The sequence below is a fragment of the Cupriavidus necator genome (genome assembly GCF_016127575.1).
In the GTDB taxonomy this organism is placed as follows: domain Bacteria; phylum Pseudomonadota; class Gammaproteobacteria; order Burkholderiales; family Burkholderiaceae; genus Cupriavidus; species Cupriavidus necator_D.
Map to the genome: position 1 here is coordinate 577,963 of NZ_CP066018.1, position 16,302 is coordinate 594,264.

Sequence of the window (16,302 nt, forward strand, 5' to 3'; positions counted from 1 at the left end):
CTCAAACCGTTGCCGATGCCAACCCGATGCGATGCTGCTTCAGCGATCTGCATCGGGACATGGCGCGAGGGCCACTGCCGAAATGGCCTCCAAGGTATGTCACCTCATCCGATAGACGCCATCTTCACTCACCTCAACCCGCCCGTCAGCCAGCAGCTCCGCCAGATGCTGAGAAATCGTACGGGTCTCGGCGTTGACCACCCACAAGCCTTCATAGCCCGGCGGATACAGCAGCCGCAGGTCGACCAGCTGCGCCAGTGTCTTTGGCGATTCGCGCAGCATGGCCATCAGGCGCTGTTCGCGCTCGTCCAGCTTGGCCACATAGGCAGCGAGATCACGCAGGAAGTGCTCGCGATCGGTGTAGACGCCCCGGTGATGGGACGTAACCCAAACCTTGGCCGGAATCTCGGGCAGCCGTGCCAGGCTGCGACGGAAGTCCGCCAGGCTGGACCCCGCGTCGCCATAGTAAGGCCCAAATCCAGTCAGGTCGATGTCGCCCGTGAAAGCCACTCCCTCCGGTTCAACAAGAAGAACGGTGTGGCCCGCGGTGTGCCCTGGAAGGTGGAAAGCGCGAATGCCGGCCTGCCCCAGACCCCAGCACGCGCCGTCGACGTAGCCTTGCGCATCAGGCCGCGGCGCATAAAAGAAATCGCGCTGGAACTTGAGCAGCGTCTCCGATGCATACTCCGCATTGCCGAAAGCGGCGACCATGCCGTCCCAGCTCCTTGCCGCTGGCAAATCCCGTTCGTGCACATATACCGATGCATACGGAAGACGATGCAAACCGGCCATATGGTCCTCATGCACATGGCCCATCACCACCAGCTCGGTCGCGTCAAATTCGGGGCCGATGTAGTTCGCGACAAGCGGCGTGTCGAACGCCGCGCGAGTCTCCGAGCCTCGTATCAATACCTGACTTCCGTCGGGATACTTTCCGCTTTTCTCGCCGAAGAAGACCGAAACGCGCCCGAAATCCACGCGCTGGATGTTTCCCTGCATGTCGGAATTGCTAAAAGCTGTGCTCATGTCGATCATCCTCCCTGGCAGTCCGTTGCGATCTTCCCGCAGCCGAGGCGTTCCAGGAGCGGTCAGGCGCTACGCAACTCTGTTTTCAGTCTATTTATAATAACATCTGTCATAAAAATAGAGTGCCTGCAAACACAGACCGTGTGATATTTTGGGATGGCCGTTTTAGAGCGTCAACCGACTTCCTCGCCCTGCAGGCTGCGCATCGTCAGGGCTAGTTGCAGTTCTTCGGTGACTATGGCGCGCTCGCCGACGCGGCTGCCTTCGCCCAGTGGCTTGCACCACCTCCTCCCGGTCTTCGTCGGGATCAGTCCGTTGCTTTGAGCATATCTTCGACCACCTTCTTGGCGTCGCCGAACACCATCATGGTCTTGTCCATGTAGAACAGTTCGTTGTCCAGCCCGGCATAGCCGGCGGCCATCGAGCGCTTGTTGACGATGATGGTCTTGGCCTTGTACGCCTCCAGGATCGGCATGCCGGCGATCGGCGACTTGGGGTCGTTCTTGGCCGCCGGGTTGACCACGTCGTTGGCGCCCAGCACCAGCACCACGTCGGCCTGGCCGAACTCGCTGTTGATGTCTTCCATCTCGAAGACCTGGTCGTACGGCACCTCGGCCTCGGCCAGCAGCACGTTCATATGGCCCGGCATGCGGCCTGCCACCGGGTGGATCGCGTACTTCACGGTCACGCCCTTTTCGGCCAGCTTCTCGGTCAGTTCCTTGAGCGCGTGTTGGGCGCGCGCCACGGCCAGGCCATAGCCCGGCACGATGATGACCGTCTCCGCATTGCCCATCAGGAAGGCAGCGTCATCGGCCGAGCCCGATTTCACATTGCGCTGCGCCTGCCCTGCCGGGCCGCTCGCGGCCGCGGCGTCGCCGCCGAAGCCGCCCAGGATCACGTTGAAGAACGAGCGGTTCATCGCCTTGCACATGATGTACGAGAGGATGGCACCGCTTGCCCCCACCAGCGAGCCGGCGATGATCAGCATCGGGTTGTTCAGCGAGAAGCCGATGCCCGCTGCTGCCCAGCCCGAATATGAGTTCAGCATCGACACCACCACCGGCATGTCGGCGCCGCCGATCGGGATGATGATCAGCACGCCCAGCACGAAGGCGAGCGCCAGCATGACCAGGAACGGCATCCACGCCTGCGTCAGGAAGAATGCAATGCCGAAGCCTACCATCGCCACCGCCAGCAGCAGGTTCAGCCAGTGCTGGCCGGCAAACACCACCGGCGCGCCCTGGAACAGCCGGAACTTGTAGCGCCCGGCCAGCTTGCCGAAGGCGATCACCGAGCCCGAGAAAGTGATGGCGCCGACGAAGCAGCCAATGAAGAGCTCGATGCGGTTGCCCAGCGGAATGTCGTGCGAACCGGCAGCCGTGATGCCGAAGGCAGCGGGCTCCGCCACTGCCGCCACCGAGATAAACACCGCGGCCAGGCCGATCAGCGAGTGCATCGCCGCCACCAGTTCCGGCATCTTGGTCATCTGCACCTTCTTCGCCACATAGGCACCGATACCGCCGCCCACCACCAGCGCGGCCAGGATCAGCGCCAGGCCGGTGCCCGGCGCGGACGGGTCCGCCCCGCCGGAGAACAACCCACTCTTCAGCTTGAAGATCAGCGCCACCGTGGTAAGCGCCGCGACCACCATCCCGGCCATGCCGAAGACATTGCCGCGCCGCGCCGTGGTCGGGTGTGACAGCCCCTTGAGCGCCTGGATAAAGCACACAGACGCGCCCAGGTAGGACAGCGTCACCATATTCATCGACAGGCCATTCATTGCGCTACCTCCGCCAGTTTTCCGCCGGGCTGCCCCTTGGCTTCGGGCTGCGCCTTGGGTGCCTTCTTCCTGAACATCTCCAGCATGCGCTGCGTGACCAGGAAGCCGCCGAACACATTGACCGCTGCCAGCGCCACCGCCAGCGTGCCCATTGCGCGGCCAACGTAGCCCTCGGTCAGGCCGGCGGCCAGCATGGCGCCGACGATGATGATGGCCGAGATTGCGTTGGTCACCGCCATCAGCGGCGTGTGCAGCGCGGGCGTGACCGTCCAGACCACGTGGTAGCCCACGTAGATCGCCAGTACAAAGATGATCAGGTTGATCACCGTGTGGCTAACCATTTCCATCGATATCTCCTTGATTGCCGGATCAGCTGGCCAGCGCCAGTTCTTCGCGCCGTGTCATCAGGCAGGCCGCGACCATGTCGTCGTCGGTGTTGATCACGAGCTTGCCGTCCTTGTCGATCAGCAGCTTGAGAAAGTCGAGCACGTTGCGCGCGTACAGCGCCGAGGCGTCCGCCGCGACCATGCCGGCCAGGTTGGTGTGTCCGATCAGCACGACGCCGTGGCGCTCGACCACTTCGTCGGCCACCGTCAGCGGGCAGTTGCCGCCCTGTGCCGCGGCCAGGTCCACCACCACCGAGCCGGGTTTCATCTGCGCCACAGTGGCTTCCTGCAGCAGCACCGGCGCCTTGCGGCCCGGGATCAGCGCGGTGGTGATGACGATATCGGCCTGGATCGCGCGCTGGTGGACCAGTTCGGCCTGGCGCTTCATCCAGTCGGGCGGCATCGGGCGGGCATAGCCGCCCACGCCCTGTGCGATCTCGCGCTCTTCGTCGGTGAGGAAGGGCACGTCGAGGAACTTGCCGCCGAGCGATTCGATCTGCTCCTTGACCGCGGGGCGCACGTCGGAGGCCTCGATCACCGCGCCCAGGCGCTTGGCCGTGGCGATGGCCTGCAGGCCCGCCACGCCCGCGCCCAGGATCAGCACGCGCGCCGCCTTGACGGTGCCGGCGGCGGTCATCAGCATCGGCATGAAGCGCTGGTAGTGGTGCGCCGCCACCAGCACGGCCTTGTAGCCGGCGATATTGGCCTGCGACGACAGCACGTCCATGCTCTGCGCGCGCGTGGTGCGCGGCGCGGCTTCGAGGGCAAAGGCGGTGATGTTCGCGGCGGACATGCGCGCGTTGTTCTCGGCATCGAAGGGATTGAGCATGCCGACCAGCACGGCGCCCGGTTTCATCTGCGCCAGTTCGGCGGCGTCCGGTGCGCGCACCTTGAGCACCAGCTGGGCGCCCAGAGCTTCGGCGGCGGTGCCGATGGTGGCGCCGACCGCCTCATACGCGCTGTCGGGCTGGCTGGCGCTTACGCCGGCGCCGGCCTGCACGACCACCTTGTGGCCCTGCGCGACGTACTTCTTGACTGTCTCCGGGGTGGCGGCGACGCGAGTCTCGCCTCGCAGTGTTTCCAGCGGAATACCAATTTGCATATCGATAGATCCCCTTGCACCGGAAGCCCGCCAGATGGCCGAACTCCAGGTCGTTTCATTAGCAGGACAAAACACCAATCAGTTAATGATGACTCCGCGGCGCCCGACGTCAGGCGAGCGTCAGGCCGCCGTCGACGAGAAGGGTCTCGCCAACCATATAGGAGGCCAGGGGAGAGGCCAGGAAGATGGCTGCCCCGGCTATCTCGTGCGGCAAGCCCATGCGGCCGATGGGCACGCGCGACAGCGTTGCATCGAGCCGAGCCGGCGACGCCGTGGTCACCTTGGTCAGTTTTGTGTCCACCAGGCCAGGGGCGATGCCGTTGACGCGAATACCTTCGGCTGCCCACGCTTCACCCAGCGTACGGGTCAAGCCCACCACGCCGGACTTGGATGCGGCGTAAGCCGGGTTTCCCCGCACGGACCGGAAGCCCGCGATCGAGCTCAGCGTAATCAGCGAACCCCGGCTCTCATGGAGCATCGGCCGGAACTTGACCGCGCAGGCCATCACGCTGGACAGATTGACGTGCAGCACCTGGTCAAAGGTGACCATCTCGAACTCGGCACGCTTGTACTGGATCGTACCTTGCGCCAGCACCAGCACGTCCAGGCGTTCGAAGGCGGGCCGCACGGCGTTGACGGCCGCCTGGTCGGAAACATCCACTTGCGCGTAGTGCAGGCCAGAAAGATCTGAACCTTCGTCGAAGCGATAGTCGGACGCCCGGGCACGCGTGCCCCAGGCGTGAACCTCTGCACCGAGTTGCCGGAATGCCTGCGCGATGCCATTGCCTATGCCGCTGGAGCCCCCCACAACCAACACGGTCTTGCCGGTGAAATCGAGGGACTCGGCAAACCGGGGCTGAGCGAGGGGAGAGTTGGAATTCGTCATGATTGGGCGATGTAGAGAAATGGTGTCAGTACCGGAGTCAACGCAGGACGTCCCAGGCGCAGTAGCGTTCCCCGCTTCTGGCATAGAACAGGAATTCGTGATCGCGCTGGTCCGGTTGACCCGACGAAGCCGCGGCTGCGGCCCCATGGATGCTGGTCATCGCGCCTGCTTCTGCAGGTATTTCCAGGCCATCGCGGCCATGGGTCGGGCGAGCTTTCCCGTTTCGAGCGCCTGCGCCGATGACGCCGTGCCATCCACCACCCGCTTCATGATCCCCTGCAGGATGCCTGCGGTTCGGAACATGCTGAACGCGAGATAGAAGTTCCAGTTCCCGCCGATCCTGCGCCCGGTGCGCTGCTCATACGCGCGGCGGTAAAGCGCTTCGTCCGGGATACCCAGGTTGGCCCGGTCGACACCTCCCATGCCTCGCAGCGGGCCCGGTGAAATGTGCCAGCTCATGCAGTGATAACTGAAATCGGCCATCGGATGACCCAGCGTCGACAGCTCCCAGTCGAGCAGCGAGAGTACGCGGGGCTCGGTCGGATGGAACATGAGGTTGTCGAGCCGGTAGTCCCCGTGCACGATGCAGACCTGCTCCTCCGCTTCCTCCGGGATTCGGTCGGGCAGCGATGCAATCAGCGCATCCATCGCCGGGATCGATTCGGTTTCGGACAGCCTGTACTGCCTGCTCCATCGTTCGATCTGGCGAAAGAAATAATTGCCGGGCTTACCGTAGTCCGCAAGGCCGATGGCCTTGTAGTCCACGCGATGCAACGCCGCGATCACGCGATTCATCTCGTCATAGATCGCCGTACGTTCGCTGTTGCTCATGCCAGGCAGCGCGGGATCCCATAGCACGCGGCCATTGACGAATTCCATGATGTAGAAGGCACGACCGATGACGGCTTCGTCCTCGCACAGGGCATACATCCTGGCCACAGGCACTTCGGTGTCGGCAAGCGCCGCCGTCACACGAAACTCGCGCTCGATCGCATGCGCCGACGGCAGCAGCTTTGCCTTCGGCGCGGGCTTGGCGCGCATCACGTAAGCCTGGCGCGGCGTGACGAGCTTGTACGTTGGATTGGACTGGCCGCCGCTGAACCGCTCAACGGTCAGCGGGCCGGCAAAGCCTTCCACATGGCGCGCCATCCAGGCTTCGAGTCCGCCCAGGTCAAAACCCAGTGTCTCCTGTGCCGGCCGCGTGCCGGCGAACGCTGAAGAAGCATTGCTCATCCGGTCGCCCCGTTCATCGAAGCGCCGGCACGGGAGCCAGCGACCCCGCATCCTTTTCCGCGCGATCCAGCGCGCAGTACGCGTAGTACAGCTCCACACACATGAACGACCAAGTCAGGCAAGCGAGCGAAAAGAAGATCAGGTGTTGCTCGTCGTCGCCGGGGATCGTATGGAAATCATAGATGCAGGCAATGGCTTGCGCGGTCAGCAGGACCATGAACACGCCAAATGCGTGCCAGCCTTCCCCGGCGCTGAGCAGCTTCCAGGCAAACCAGGCCAGGTATACCGAAAATACCGACCACATCACCACATAGAAATACGGCCTCGGCTGCGCCAGCGCGTCGATCGACAACAGCACGATCGTCCCTGCGATCGCTCCCGCGAAGAACACGACATCCATCAGGATGGACGGCTTGTAGCGATGCGTAACGGACATCAGCCCGGCCAAGGCAACCACCGGGATGCCGAAGCCCCGGGAGAACGCATCGCAAAAGTACGAGATGCCATACGAAAACTGCACGCCACCCAAGGCGAAAAGCAGGAAATTCGACGCGGAGAAGGTCACGATCAGCCATTCGAAGCCGAGCAGGTAGTTGCGCTGCCTGAGGAACTTCAGGCCGTGGATCAATGACGTCATCACGAGGACGAACATCGCAAAACAGAGAAGATAGAGATTGCGGTCCATCACGACTCCCAAGGCTCGATTTGCAGGATTGGATTGTTCACGGCTTTCGCGGCGCCAGACTGGCGAGGTAGGTGGCCATCGCCTTGCGGTCCTCCGGCGACGCCGCCGCGGCCACGCTTTTCATCATCCCGGTCGGTTCGCCGCGCGTGCCGGTGGCAAACGCATCAAACTGCGCCAGCAGATACTCGTAGCCCTGGCCCGCGAGGCGCGGGAACTGGTCGTGCCCCATCAGCTGGCTGCCATGGCACGCGGCGCAGTTTCCCGAGGCCACCAGCCGCTTGCCCTTCTCCAGCAATCCCGCATCGGGCGTGAAGTAACGGTTGGCGCCGGCCGGCTGCCTGGCGAAGTGGCCGGCAAGATCGTTGATCTCTGCCTCACTCATCGTCTTGGCCAACGGGCCCATGATCGGATTGGACCGCTCCCCGCTGGCGAACTTGCGAAGCTGGGCCGCCACGTACGGTGCCGGCTGGCCCGCGAGGCTCGGATAGCCCTGGTGCAGCGAATTGCCCTTGGCACCGTGGCAGCCGATGCAGGCGTCGGTCACGCGTGGCCACGGGCTGCCGTCGGCGTTATAAGCGGCAGCCGACGCCGTGATATAGCGGTCGAGGCGATAGATCCCCAGGAGGTCGTGGCCGAACCAGGCGAGCAGCCCGGCGGCAGCGATAGCGGGAACGCCCAGCCATATGCGCTTCTTCATTTCCGTCTCCTAGGCGCGACGCAAGGCATTGAGAACCTGGAGGGCGGCCTGATGGCCAGAGCGCACGGCGCCATCCATGTAGCCGGCCCAGATCTCGGCCGTCTCGGTGCCCGACCAGATAAGCCTGCCGCAGGGCGGCCGCAATGCCTCGCCGTGGGTGCTCCAGAAGCCCGGCGGAATCGCGGAGACACAGGTGATCGTCCAGGGATCGGCACGGCCCCAGTCGTGATCGTGGTATGACACCGGCGCCAAGGCTTCGCTGCCGAAGGCCTGCGCATAGATCTCTGACAGGAACCTCTGCGCCGCCTTGTGATCCGAGGGAACCGACGCATTCGAGATGAAGGCATTGATAACGCCGAGCTCGCCCCCCGGCGGCGAGTTGTCGAAGGCCCACAGAATGGGCCCGTCGACCTGGAAGATGTGTCCGTTCAGTCCCTTGTCGCGCCAGAACGGACGGGAATAGACCATCGCCGTCTTCCGCGCCGGCGAATGGGCGGGCCAGGCGCGCTGCAGCGCTGCACGCTTCTGCGGCAGCGGCGGATCGAACTGCAACTGCTGGCACAAGGGTGGACTCAGTGCCATGATGACCTGGCGCGCGCGCACTTCGCCCTGGTCCGTGTGCAGCGTGACGACCTCGCGGTCCCAGTTCGAGATCCGCCGGACGGGGCTCGACAGGCGCACCCTCTTCCCCAATGCCTGCGCCATCCTGACGCAGAGGATCTGCGAACCACCGGCAAATCGCGTTTCCTGGGCGCTGTGCTTGATGCTGTCCAGCTGCATATAGTCGCAGGCGGCCGAGTTGATCATTGACAGGAAATGGAGCATCCCCATTTTTGCCGGCATCACGCCACCGGAAAGCGCGATGCTCGCATTCCACCCCGTTCGGTCCTCGGGCTTGATGTTCTGCTTCGCCAGCCAGTCGCCGACCGACAGTTTGTCCAGTTCCACGACCTTCGGTGATTTCCACGGCGCGCCCGACGGCACGTCGCGCGAAAGCACGCTGAGCCTGCCACCGATCGCCTCGTCGCTGCCGAATGTGCCCTTCAGGTCGACCTCCAGACGACCGTCACCGCCGAGGATGACCGTGTTCCCCTTGTAGTAGCTGGGAAACGTGCCCACATCGAGTTCGCGCGCCAGATCGGCCACCGCCGTCTGGCCGGGGCCGATCCACTGTCCCCCGACTTCGGACACCTGTCCCGAACCCACATCGTAGTTAAGCGTCCGCCCGCCCACGCGATTGCGCGCTTCCAGCACGACAAAGGACTCGCAGCCTGCCTGGCGCAGGTCCCTCGCGGCGGTCAGGCCCGCCAGGCCCGCGCCGATGATGGCGACGTCGAGGACGTCTTCGGGCGTGCCGGCTTTGGCCGCCGCCTTGGCCGGCCCCGGGCTCAAGCCGATGGTTCCTGCCGCCGTGGAGGCGCCGGCCATTTTCAGCAATTGCCTTCGCTGCGTGTTGATTGAAGTGTCCGAGGACGAAATCTTGCCCATAGTGCTTCGCTGTTTCCTGTCATCTCATTGCGGGTCGAGCGCAAACCTGCGAACGCTCTTCCCGCTTCTCATGCTTCTGTGCCGGACAGCCCAGACGAGCCCACGCAGCGCCTGTTGATCGACTTGTTGGACTGCGGCTGTACACTGCTCCAGCACCTCCTGCTCCGGGAACAGCATGAGTTCGGCCGCGCTCCCCAATACGAGCGCGATATCGAATGGCGAGCCTGTCGCGAGCGCGTGCCGCAGAAGGCTCGACAAGCGGCGTTCGATGGCGGCACCGTCCGCGGCGTCCATTCGAATCCTTGCGACCGATGCCCGGATGAAGTGGAGCAGCTCACTGGAGCCAGGCTGATGCCCGAAGGCGGTCGTGGTCGAGCAGGAGCTTGACGTCATCGCGGCTTTCCCATGCAAATGGCTGATTGGTCTGGCGCGCTCCAGCCGCCTGCAGCGACGGCCGGTATCCCGCGCTTGACCGGGCGCCTACTCCCGCGCCCACCCATTCTGGTAGAGGCGCCCGGCCAGCACGCCCAACCGCGACGTGAGCACGTAGTTCTCGCCGTCCTCGATCAGCGCCGAGCGCGCGTCGCGGAACAACTTCTCGATCGGGAACTCGCGCGTCGTGCCGTTGCCGCCGAAGAGCTGAAATGCCTCGTGCGTGATCTTCATGGCCTCCTCGGTTACGCTGACCTTGGCCTGCGCGGTCGCATAAGGGTGGCTCTGCGGAGACAGTCGCGCGAACGCCAGGCTGCGCCGGGCGATGGCCCGTGCCATCTCGAGCCGGCGCAGCATCTCGCCCACGCGCAACTGGGTCATCTGGTGTTCCAGCAGCAGCGCCCCGCCCTGCTTGCGCTCATGGCAATAGGCAAGCGCAAGTTCGAACGCGGCGCGGGCCGCACCGACAAAGACCTGGCACATGTGAGTACCTGCGAACGACCATGTAGAAGCCAGGTTTCCGAGGTACTCATCCTTCAGCGCGATGGCGAAGCGCTTGGGCACCCTGACGTTATCAAAATAGATCTCGCCCTGGGGCAACGCACGCTGGCCGATCTTGTCCAGCGGTTTGCCGCGCGAAATGCCAGGCAGGTCGAGCGGCAGGATCAGGCCGATGCCGTTGGTGAACGCGCCGTGCTCATCCGTCCCGTGGAACCCGTCGCCATAGTCCGCCGCCATGTAGGCGAGCGCCACCTGTGCCACCGACCCGTTCGACACCCATGCCGAGCTCTGCCCGTTGATGACGATCTCGTCGGCACCGACCCTGGCGGTCACGTTGCCAACCGGCTGCTTTCCGCCTGCGCTCAGCTCTTCGCGGTAGAGGATCGCGGCATCGGAGCCACGGTCAGGCTGCGTATTCATCCAGCAACCGATCTTTCCAGTGCACATCTCGATCAGTTCCTGATTGCCGAGCGACTGCGCCATCGTCAGCGGCATGGTCGCAGCGCCGAGCGAAACGGCCAGACCCGAATCCCCCCAGCCCAGCTCTTCGCCGATCAGGGACTCGATGCGCACCGCGACCTCCGGCGGGAACTGCGCGATGAGTTGCGGATCGAGCCCGAGCTTCGCGCTCTCCATCATCGCCGTCCAGTACGGAGAACCCGCAGCGATGACGTCCTCGGGCGCCATGCGGTCAAGCTCCCTGCCGATCGGCCGCAGCACATCGCGCGCAAAGCGATGAACCGTCTGCTGAATCGCGTTTTCCTCTTCGCTCAGCGGCGTCTCGAATCCGGTCAGGCCAACTACCGGCAACGCCGCGGTCTTGTGCAATCGAATCATTCTGAGTCTCCTCCTGTCATGGAAGCATGCGTGGCGGCTTGCCGCAGATACGGCACGCCCATCGCTCATCGTGTTAGAACACGATACCAAACATAGGTCATGTTGCCAAACATACAAGCGAAAAAAAAGACAGGGTATTCCCTGTCTCCTGGCGTTGGCACGCAGTAGCGTTGCTTTGTCGCCGCTAGCCGGCCATTTCGGTTGACCGCTCCTTGAATATGATCTGCTCGACAGCGGTCCGATATGCCGCATCGAGCCCGCGCGAGTCACGCTTGCGACGCCCCGCGCCGACCTGCAGCGCCAGTCCGTCGGCCAGCGCAATCAGCAACGAGGCAGCGTGCAGGCTGTCTGCCGTTTTCAGTTCCGGATTGATCGCCCGCACCAGTTCCGCAATGCCGCGCGTCAGCGTGTCATACCACTCCTCAAACATCCGCGCGCACTCGGGATCGGTCGATGCCAGCGAAACGAAGTGCCACCACAGCGCCGAGTCCTTGACATTCCTCGCGTCGCTGAGCGCCTTATCCAGCAGTGCGTTGAGCGACTCGCGCGGCGTGACGCGGCTGTCCAGCGCGCGCTTCAGGTCTTCGAGATAGGCGTCGATAATCGGCGCCATGATCGCCCGCAGGACGGCCTGCCGGGTGGGAAAGTAGTACTGGAGATTGCTGATGCTAATCCCGGCGCCGAGGGCGACGGCACGCAGCGAGAATTCCAGGCTGCCGCCCTCGAGCAACAGCTTTCTGGCAACGCGAACGATGGCATTGCGCGTGCGCAAGCCCTGGGCTCGCAAGCTGTCGGGGTCGGCTCCTGTGGCGGCTGCGCTCGATGCACGCCGCTTCCTGGGGGTGCGCTGCTCCATGGGCACTGTCATCCTGTCTGCCTTGATTCAGGGCTTTTCAGCCCTTTGTAAGGAATCGCGCCAGCGGTAGGCTGGGCGGGCATCATTATATCTGACGCCCGTCGACGCGCGTGGCGCCCGGGTCGCTTCGGCGGGGGCTTACCTCCTTTGTCCTGATTGCGACGGCAATGATCGGCGAGGCCTACGACCGCGCTGCGTAGCGTGCCTTGCGGTTCACCCGATCGTCCATCATGTTGGCCACGCCCAGCGCGGAATTGACGGCGCACCATTGCAGCGGTTCGGGCAGCGTCGACGGCGTCCTGTGGTGCAACGCCGAGAGTAGCGGATGCTCCGCGCCACGTATCCGTTCGGCCAGCAGCAGTCCCATCAACGACTGGGTACCTACGCCATGCCCGGAACACCCGGCGGTATAAAGGATGTTGCGGTCAGCACCCGCCGCGCCGACCACGGGCAGCGCATCGTAGGCAAGGCTGATGTACCCGCTCCAGCATGACCGGATGGCGACCCCTCCCAGCATGGGAAACCGCTCATGCAGCGCCCTGGCCAGGGCACGGTAGGACGCTTCGTCCGGCACGTTCGGTGTCTGCGCACCATAGATGTAGCGCAACCGCTTCGTCGTCAGAACAAGCGTATTGCGCGCCGTCAGCCGATGGCTTTCCATGGTCCAGTGCGACGTCACGATGCCTTCGCGCCGTGGCCAGCCAAGCGACGCCAGTTGCGCCGAGGACAATGGCTCAGTCTCGATTGCCGACACCCGCAGCGGCATTACCTTGTTCCGCAGCAAGCCAAGTTGCGGCGTATAGGCGTTGGTTGCAAGCACCAGGAACGGCGCGCTCGCGCTGCCCTTCGCGGTCCGCACCCGGACGGTGGGACCTTCGTCCCAGGACAGCACCGGCGTGTTCTCATAGAGCTTCACGCCCGCGCGCAGCGCCGCGCGCCGCAGCCCCAGAACATACTTGCCGGGATCGAGCGTACCGCCACGAGGGACATGACATCCGAACAGGAACGCCGGCGGGATGCCCCGTGCCCGCATCGCGGCGTAGTCCAGAAACTCCCCGGGAGAGCCAAGTTGCACGCCGGTACGCATGCTCTTGCGCAGCTTCCTTTCCTGGGACGGATGGACGCCCGCGCGGATGATGCCCGAGGCGTTGTAGTCGCAGTCGATCGCGTACTCTGCAAGCTTGCGCTCCACGTAGTCGACGCCTTCATCGTAGAAGCGCACGATTTCCCTGGCCTGCTGGTGTCCCACGCGCTTGAGAAACAGGTCGTACTCCAACCCCTGCCCACCCGCAAGATAGCCCGCGTTGCGCCCGCTCGCGCCGAACCCGGCGAACTCGCGTTCGAGGACGATCACCTTTGCCCCGCGCGCGGCAAGCTCCAGCGCGGTGGACAGTCCGGCAAAGCCGCCCCCGGCAACGACCACATCCGCGCTGACGTCACCGTCGAGTTGCGGCTGCAGGTCATCTGGCCGCTCCACCCAGCCTCCAAGTGGCCGATACGCCTGTCCGCCTTGCCAGTTGAACCCGTCCATATCTGCCTCCCTCACTCCTTGCTCAAAATATGGATTGCAAGCGCAGCCTCTTCGACGCCCTGCAAGCCGCCACCGTTCTCCTGAATCGCGTGACGCGCGCCGCCTACCTGCCGCGCCCCTGCTTCTCCACGCAGTTGGGTGACCAGTTCGTAGAGCTGGCCGATACCTGTCGCACCCAGTGGATGGCCCTTGGATTCAAGGCCGCCAGACGTGTTGATCGGAATGCGCCCGCCGAGTGTAAATTCCCCGCGCTCCGCAGCCGGCCCACCCTCCCCCAGCGGCACCAGCCCAAGGTTTTCGGCCTGGATGATCTCGCCCATCGCCGAGGCATCGTGTACCTCGGCCACGTCGATATCCTCAGAGCCCAGGCCGGCCTGCTCATAAGCCTGAAGCGCGGCGAGGCGGCCGATGTTCTTCTCCGGCTCGTCGATGCGCCGATGCGAAAAGCTGCGGATCACGCTCGCCGCGATCCGGATGCAACGACTGCGATCGGCGCCGATGCGCCGCAGACCCTCTTCCGTGCAGAGGATTGCCGCCGCTGCACCGTCCGAGACCGGCGCGCACATCGGCAGCGTGATCGGATAGGTGATCGGCGGCGCGGCGAGCACCTCTTCGACCGTAAAAGCCTGGCGGAACTGCGAATGCGGGTTGTGCACCGAATGCCCGTGATTCTTCGCCGATATAGCCGCAATCTGGCGCTGTGTCGTGCCGTAGGTCTTCATGTGATACCGGCACAGGGCGGCATAGATCTTCATGAAGCGGCTATAGGGCCGGTCGGATTCCGATCCCGGCGGCGGCTCGATGCCTTCCCCCAGCTTCGCCAGCGTCGCGAAGTTTTCCTCGACGCGGGATACGTCCCATCCCGCGTCGAACAAGGCGAACGACCTCGACTTGTCAGCGACGTTCATCTTCTCCGCGCCAAGTGCCAGCGCGACGTCGCAGCTGCCTGCCCTGAGGTGCTGTACTGCAAGGTGCACCGCCGTGCTGCCGGACGCGCAGGCATTTTCGACGTTGAACACAGGAATGCCTTCGATACCGACCTTGCTGAATACGACCTGGCCAGGGATCGACAACTGCCCCTGAAGCTGGCCATTGGTGATGCCGGCGTAGAAGGCCGCACCGATGGCGTCGGCACTACAGCCGGCGTCCTGCAAGGCGCCGCGTAGCGCGGCACCGGCGAGTCCCTCGATGCTCATGTCGAAATGCCGGCCGAAGATGGTCATTGCGATGCCGGCGATGTAAATGTTGCTCATGTCTTCTTTCCTGGGTGCCTCGTTCAGATCTTGCGTTGCTGTCCTTGCCAGTACTGTTCTCTCAGATCCTTCTTCAACACCTTCCCGACCGGGCTTCGCGGCAGTGCGGCGACGAATTCCACGCTCTTCGGCGCTTTGACCGAGCCGAGCTTCTGTTTGCAAAGGGCAACGAGCTCGTCGGCGCTTACCTCGTAGCCCGCATTGAGTTCCACCACGGCTTTCACCGCCTCGCCCCACTTCTCGTCCGGCACGCCGATCACCGCGCAGTCCTGCACAGCCGGATGGGACCAGATCACCTGCTCGATTTCACTCGGATAGACGTTGAAGCCGCCGCTGATGATCATGTCCTTCTTGCGGTCGGTGATATGGAGGTAGCCCTCCGCATCGAGGTGTCCGATGTCGCCGGTATGCAGCCAGCCGTCGACGATCGCCTCCGCAGTCTTGTCGGGCGCCTTGTAGTAGCCCTTCATGACGAGGTCGCCGCGCACGCAGATCTCGCCGGTCTCGCCTTGCGGCAGAACCTCGCCGTGCTCGCCCATGATCTCCACACGGATGAGCGGGTTGGGACGGCCGACCGAGGATAGCCGTTCGTCGGACGCCAGTTCGCCGCCGACAAAATGCTCGGCCGGCGTCAGGTAGGAGATCGACGCCGGGGCCTCGGTTTGACCGTAGCCGCCGGCCATGATCGGGCCAAACACCTCGATAGAGCGCTTGAGCTTCTCTACCGACATGGGCGCAGCACCATAAAGGAAGTACTTGAGCGATGAGAAATCCTGTTTCCCGATCCCGGGAATGTCCAGCAACCGGTAGATCACCGTCGGCGGCAGGAAGAGCTCCGTGACCCGGTGCTTCGCAATCGCACCGATCAACGCTGCCGGGTCCGGCTTCGGCAGCACGACCACCGTACCGCCGCGCGCAGTGCAGGGCAGCGACAGCATCCCGGCGGTATGCGTCATCGGCGCGGCGGCGAGATTCACCGGGCGTTCGTCCCCCTGGTAGGGGAACGCCATCATGAACTGCGCGAAGTACGCCTGGTAAGCGCGGTGCGCGTTCATTACGCCCTTGGGTGCTCCGGTCGTCCCGCCCGTTGCCGAAAGGGTCACGACATCGTCCATGTCGTAATCGATGAGCGGCGCGCTCGAGGCCTGGCCCTCGCTCCAAGTAGACAGCGACGGCGCCCACGGCAGCGCGGCATCGATACACACCCAGAGCCTGACCTTCGGCAGTCGGGGACGCAGCGTCTCGATTACCGATGCGAACGCTTCCTGGAAGAACAGCACTTCGCAGTCGAATGCGTCAAGAATGAACTGGTTCTCCTCCGGCGCGTTGCGCCCGTTGACGGGGATGTACGCCATCCCCGCTCGCCATAGCCCCAGCGCACAACTCCAGGCAGTCACGTCGTTATCTGCCCAGACCGCTCCCTTGGTTTCCCTGCCGAAGCCTTCCGCCAGCAACCCGTTGGCGATGCGGCAGGAAAGCTCGCCAATCTCCCGGAACGAGTAGCTGCGCTCGCCCTGGATATAGGCAATGCCGCGGGGATTGATGCGCAACCCGCGGTCAAAATAATCAATGATTGCCATTTCAAGTAGTCCTCAGAATCTGTGACGGT

General features: G+C 63.9%; 15 protein-coding genes. All 15 read right to left on the bottom strand.

Features of this window, described 5'->3' with window-relative positions:
* Positions 1-99: 99 nt before the first annotated feature.
* Positions 100-1,026: an MBL fold metallo-hydrolase gene (locus I6H87_RS02745; protein ID WP_051398513.1), complete on the bottom strand. Its 927-nt coding sequence runs from the start codon at positions 1,024-1,026 to the stop codon at positions 100-102.
* A 307-nt stretch (positions 1,027-1,333) separates the two neighbouring features.
* A complete protein-coding gene (locus I6H87_RS02750; RefSeq protein ID WP_011614743.1) occupies positions 1,334-2,806 on the bottom strand; it encodes an NAD(P)(+) transhydrogenase (Re/Si-specific) subunit beta in 1,473 nt (490 codons plus the stop codon).
* Positions 2,803-3,153, bottom strand: a complete 351-nt coding sequence (locus I6H87_RS02755; protein ID WP_011614742.1) for an NAD(P) transhydrogenase subunit alpha part 2 — start codon at positions 3,151-3,153, stop codon at positions 2,803-2,805. Before I6H87_RS02755 ends, I6H87_RS02750 begins: the two co-directional genes overlap by 4 nt.
* A gap of 22 nt (positions 3,154-3,175) precedes the next feature.
* Positions 3,176-4,294, bottom strand: coding sequence for a Re/Si-specific NAD(P)(+) transhydrogenase subunit alpha (locus tag I6H87_RS02760; RefSeq protein ID WP_011614741.1), 1,119 nt, complete (start codon positions 4,292-4,294; stop codon positions 3,176-3,178).
* Between the two features lie 109 nt (positions 4,295-4,403).
* On the bottom strand, positions 4,404-5,180 hold the full coding sequence (locus I6H87_RS02765; RefSeq protein ID WP_051398462.1) for an SDR family oxidoreductase: 777 nt from the start codon (positions 5,178-5,180) through the stop codon (positions 4,404-4,406).
* Positions 5,181-5,336: 156 nt separating this feature from the next.
* Positions 5,337-6,413 (bottom strand): phosphotransferase, encoded by a 1,077-nt coding sequence (locus I6H87_RS02770; protein WP_011614739.1) that lies wholly within the window; start codon positions 6,411-6,413, stop codon positions 5,337-5,339.
* 13 nt (positions 6,414-6,426) lie between these two features.
* Complete coding sequence (locus I6H87_RS02775) at positions 6,427-7,098, bottom strand: hypothetical protein (protein ID WP_011614738.1); 672 nt, start codon at positions 7,096-7,098, stop codon at positions 6,427-6,429.
* A gap of 37 nt (positions 7,099-7,135) precedes the next feature.
* Positions 7,136-7,795, bottom strand: a complete 660-nt coding sequence (locus I6H87_RS02780) for a c-type cytochrome (protein ID WP_011614737.1) — start codon at positions 7,793-7,795, stop codon at positions 7,136-7,138.
* A 9-nt stretch (positions 7,796-7,804) separates the two neighbouring features.
* Positions 7,805-9,283, bottom strand: coding sequence for a flavin monoamine oxidase family protein (locus I6H87_RS02785; RefSeq protein WP_041687200.1), 1,479 nt, complete (start codon positions 9,281-9,283; stop codon positions 7,805-7,807).
* 24 nt (positions 9,284-9,307) lie between these two features.
* Positions 9,308-9,577 (bottom strand): hypothetical protein, encoded by a 270-nt coding sequence (locus I6H87_RS02790; RefSeq protein ID WP_231881388.1) that lies wholly within the window; start codon positions 9,575-9,577, stop codon positions 9,308-9,310.
* Positions 9,578-9,763: 186 nt separating this feature from the next.
* Positions 9,764-11,053, bottom strand: a complete 1,290-nt coding sequence (locus tag I6H87_RS02795; protein WP_011614734.1) for an acyl-CoA dehydrogenase family protein — start codon at positions 11,051-11,053, stop codon at positions 9,764-9,766.
* A gap of 184 nt (positions 11,054-11,237) precedes the next feature.
* The gene (locus tag I6H87_RS02800; RefSeq protein WP_011614733.1) at positions 11,238-11,909 is read right to left on the bottom strand and encodes a TetR/AcrR family transcriptional regulator; all 672 of its coding nucleotides are present in this window, start codon (positions 11,907-11,909) and stop codon (positions 11,238-11,240) included.
* 181 nt (positions 11,910-12,090) lie between these two features.
* Positions 12,091-13,440 (bottom strand): NAD(P)/FAD-dependent oxidoreductase, encoded by a 1,350-nt coding sequence (locus I6H87_RS02805; protein ID WP_011614732.1) that lies wholly within the window; start codon positions 13,438-13,440, stop codon positions 12,091-12,093.
* Positions 13,441-13,451: 11 nt separating this feature from the next.
* Positions 13,452-14,693, bottom strand: coding sequence for a thiolase family protein (locus tag I6H87_RS02810; protein ID WP_011614731.1), 1,242 nt, complete (start codon positions 14,691-14,693; stop codon positions 13,452-13,454).
* Between the two features lie 23 nt (positions 14,694-14,716).
* Complete coding sequence (locus I6H87_RS02815; RefSeq protein ID WP_011614730.1) at positions 14,717-16,273, bottom strand: AMP-binding protein; 1,557 nt, start codon at positions 16,271-16,273, stop codon at positions 14,717-14,719.
* Positions 16,274-16,302: the final 29 nt, after the last annotated feature.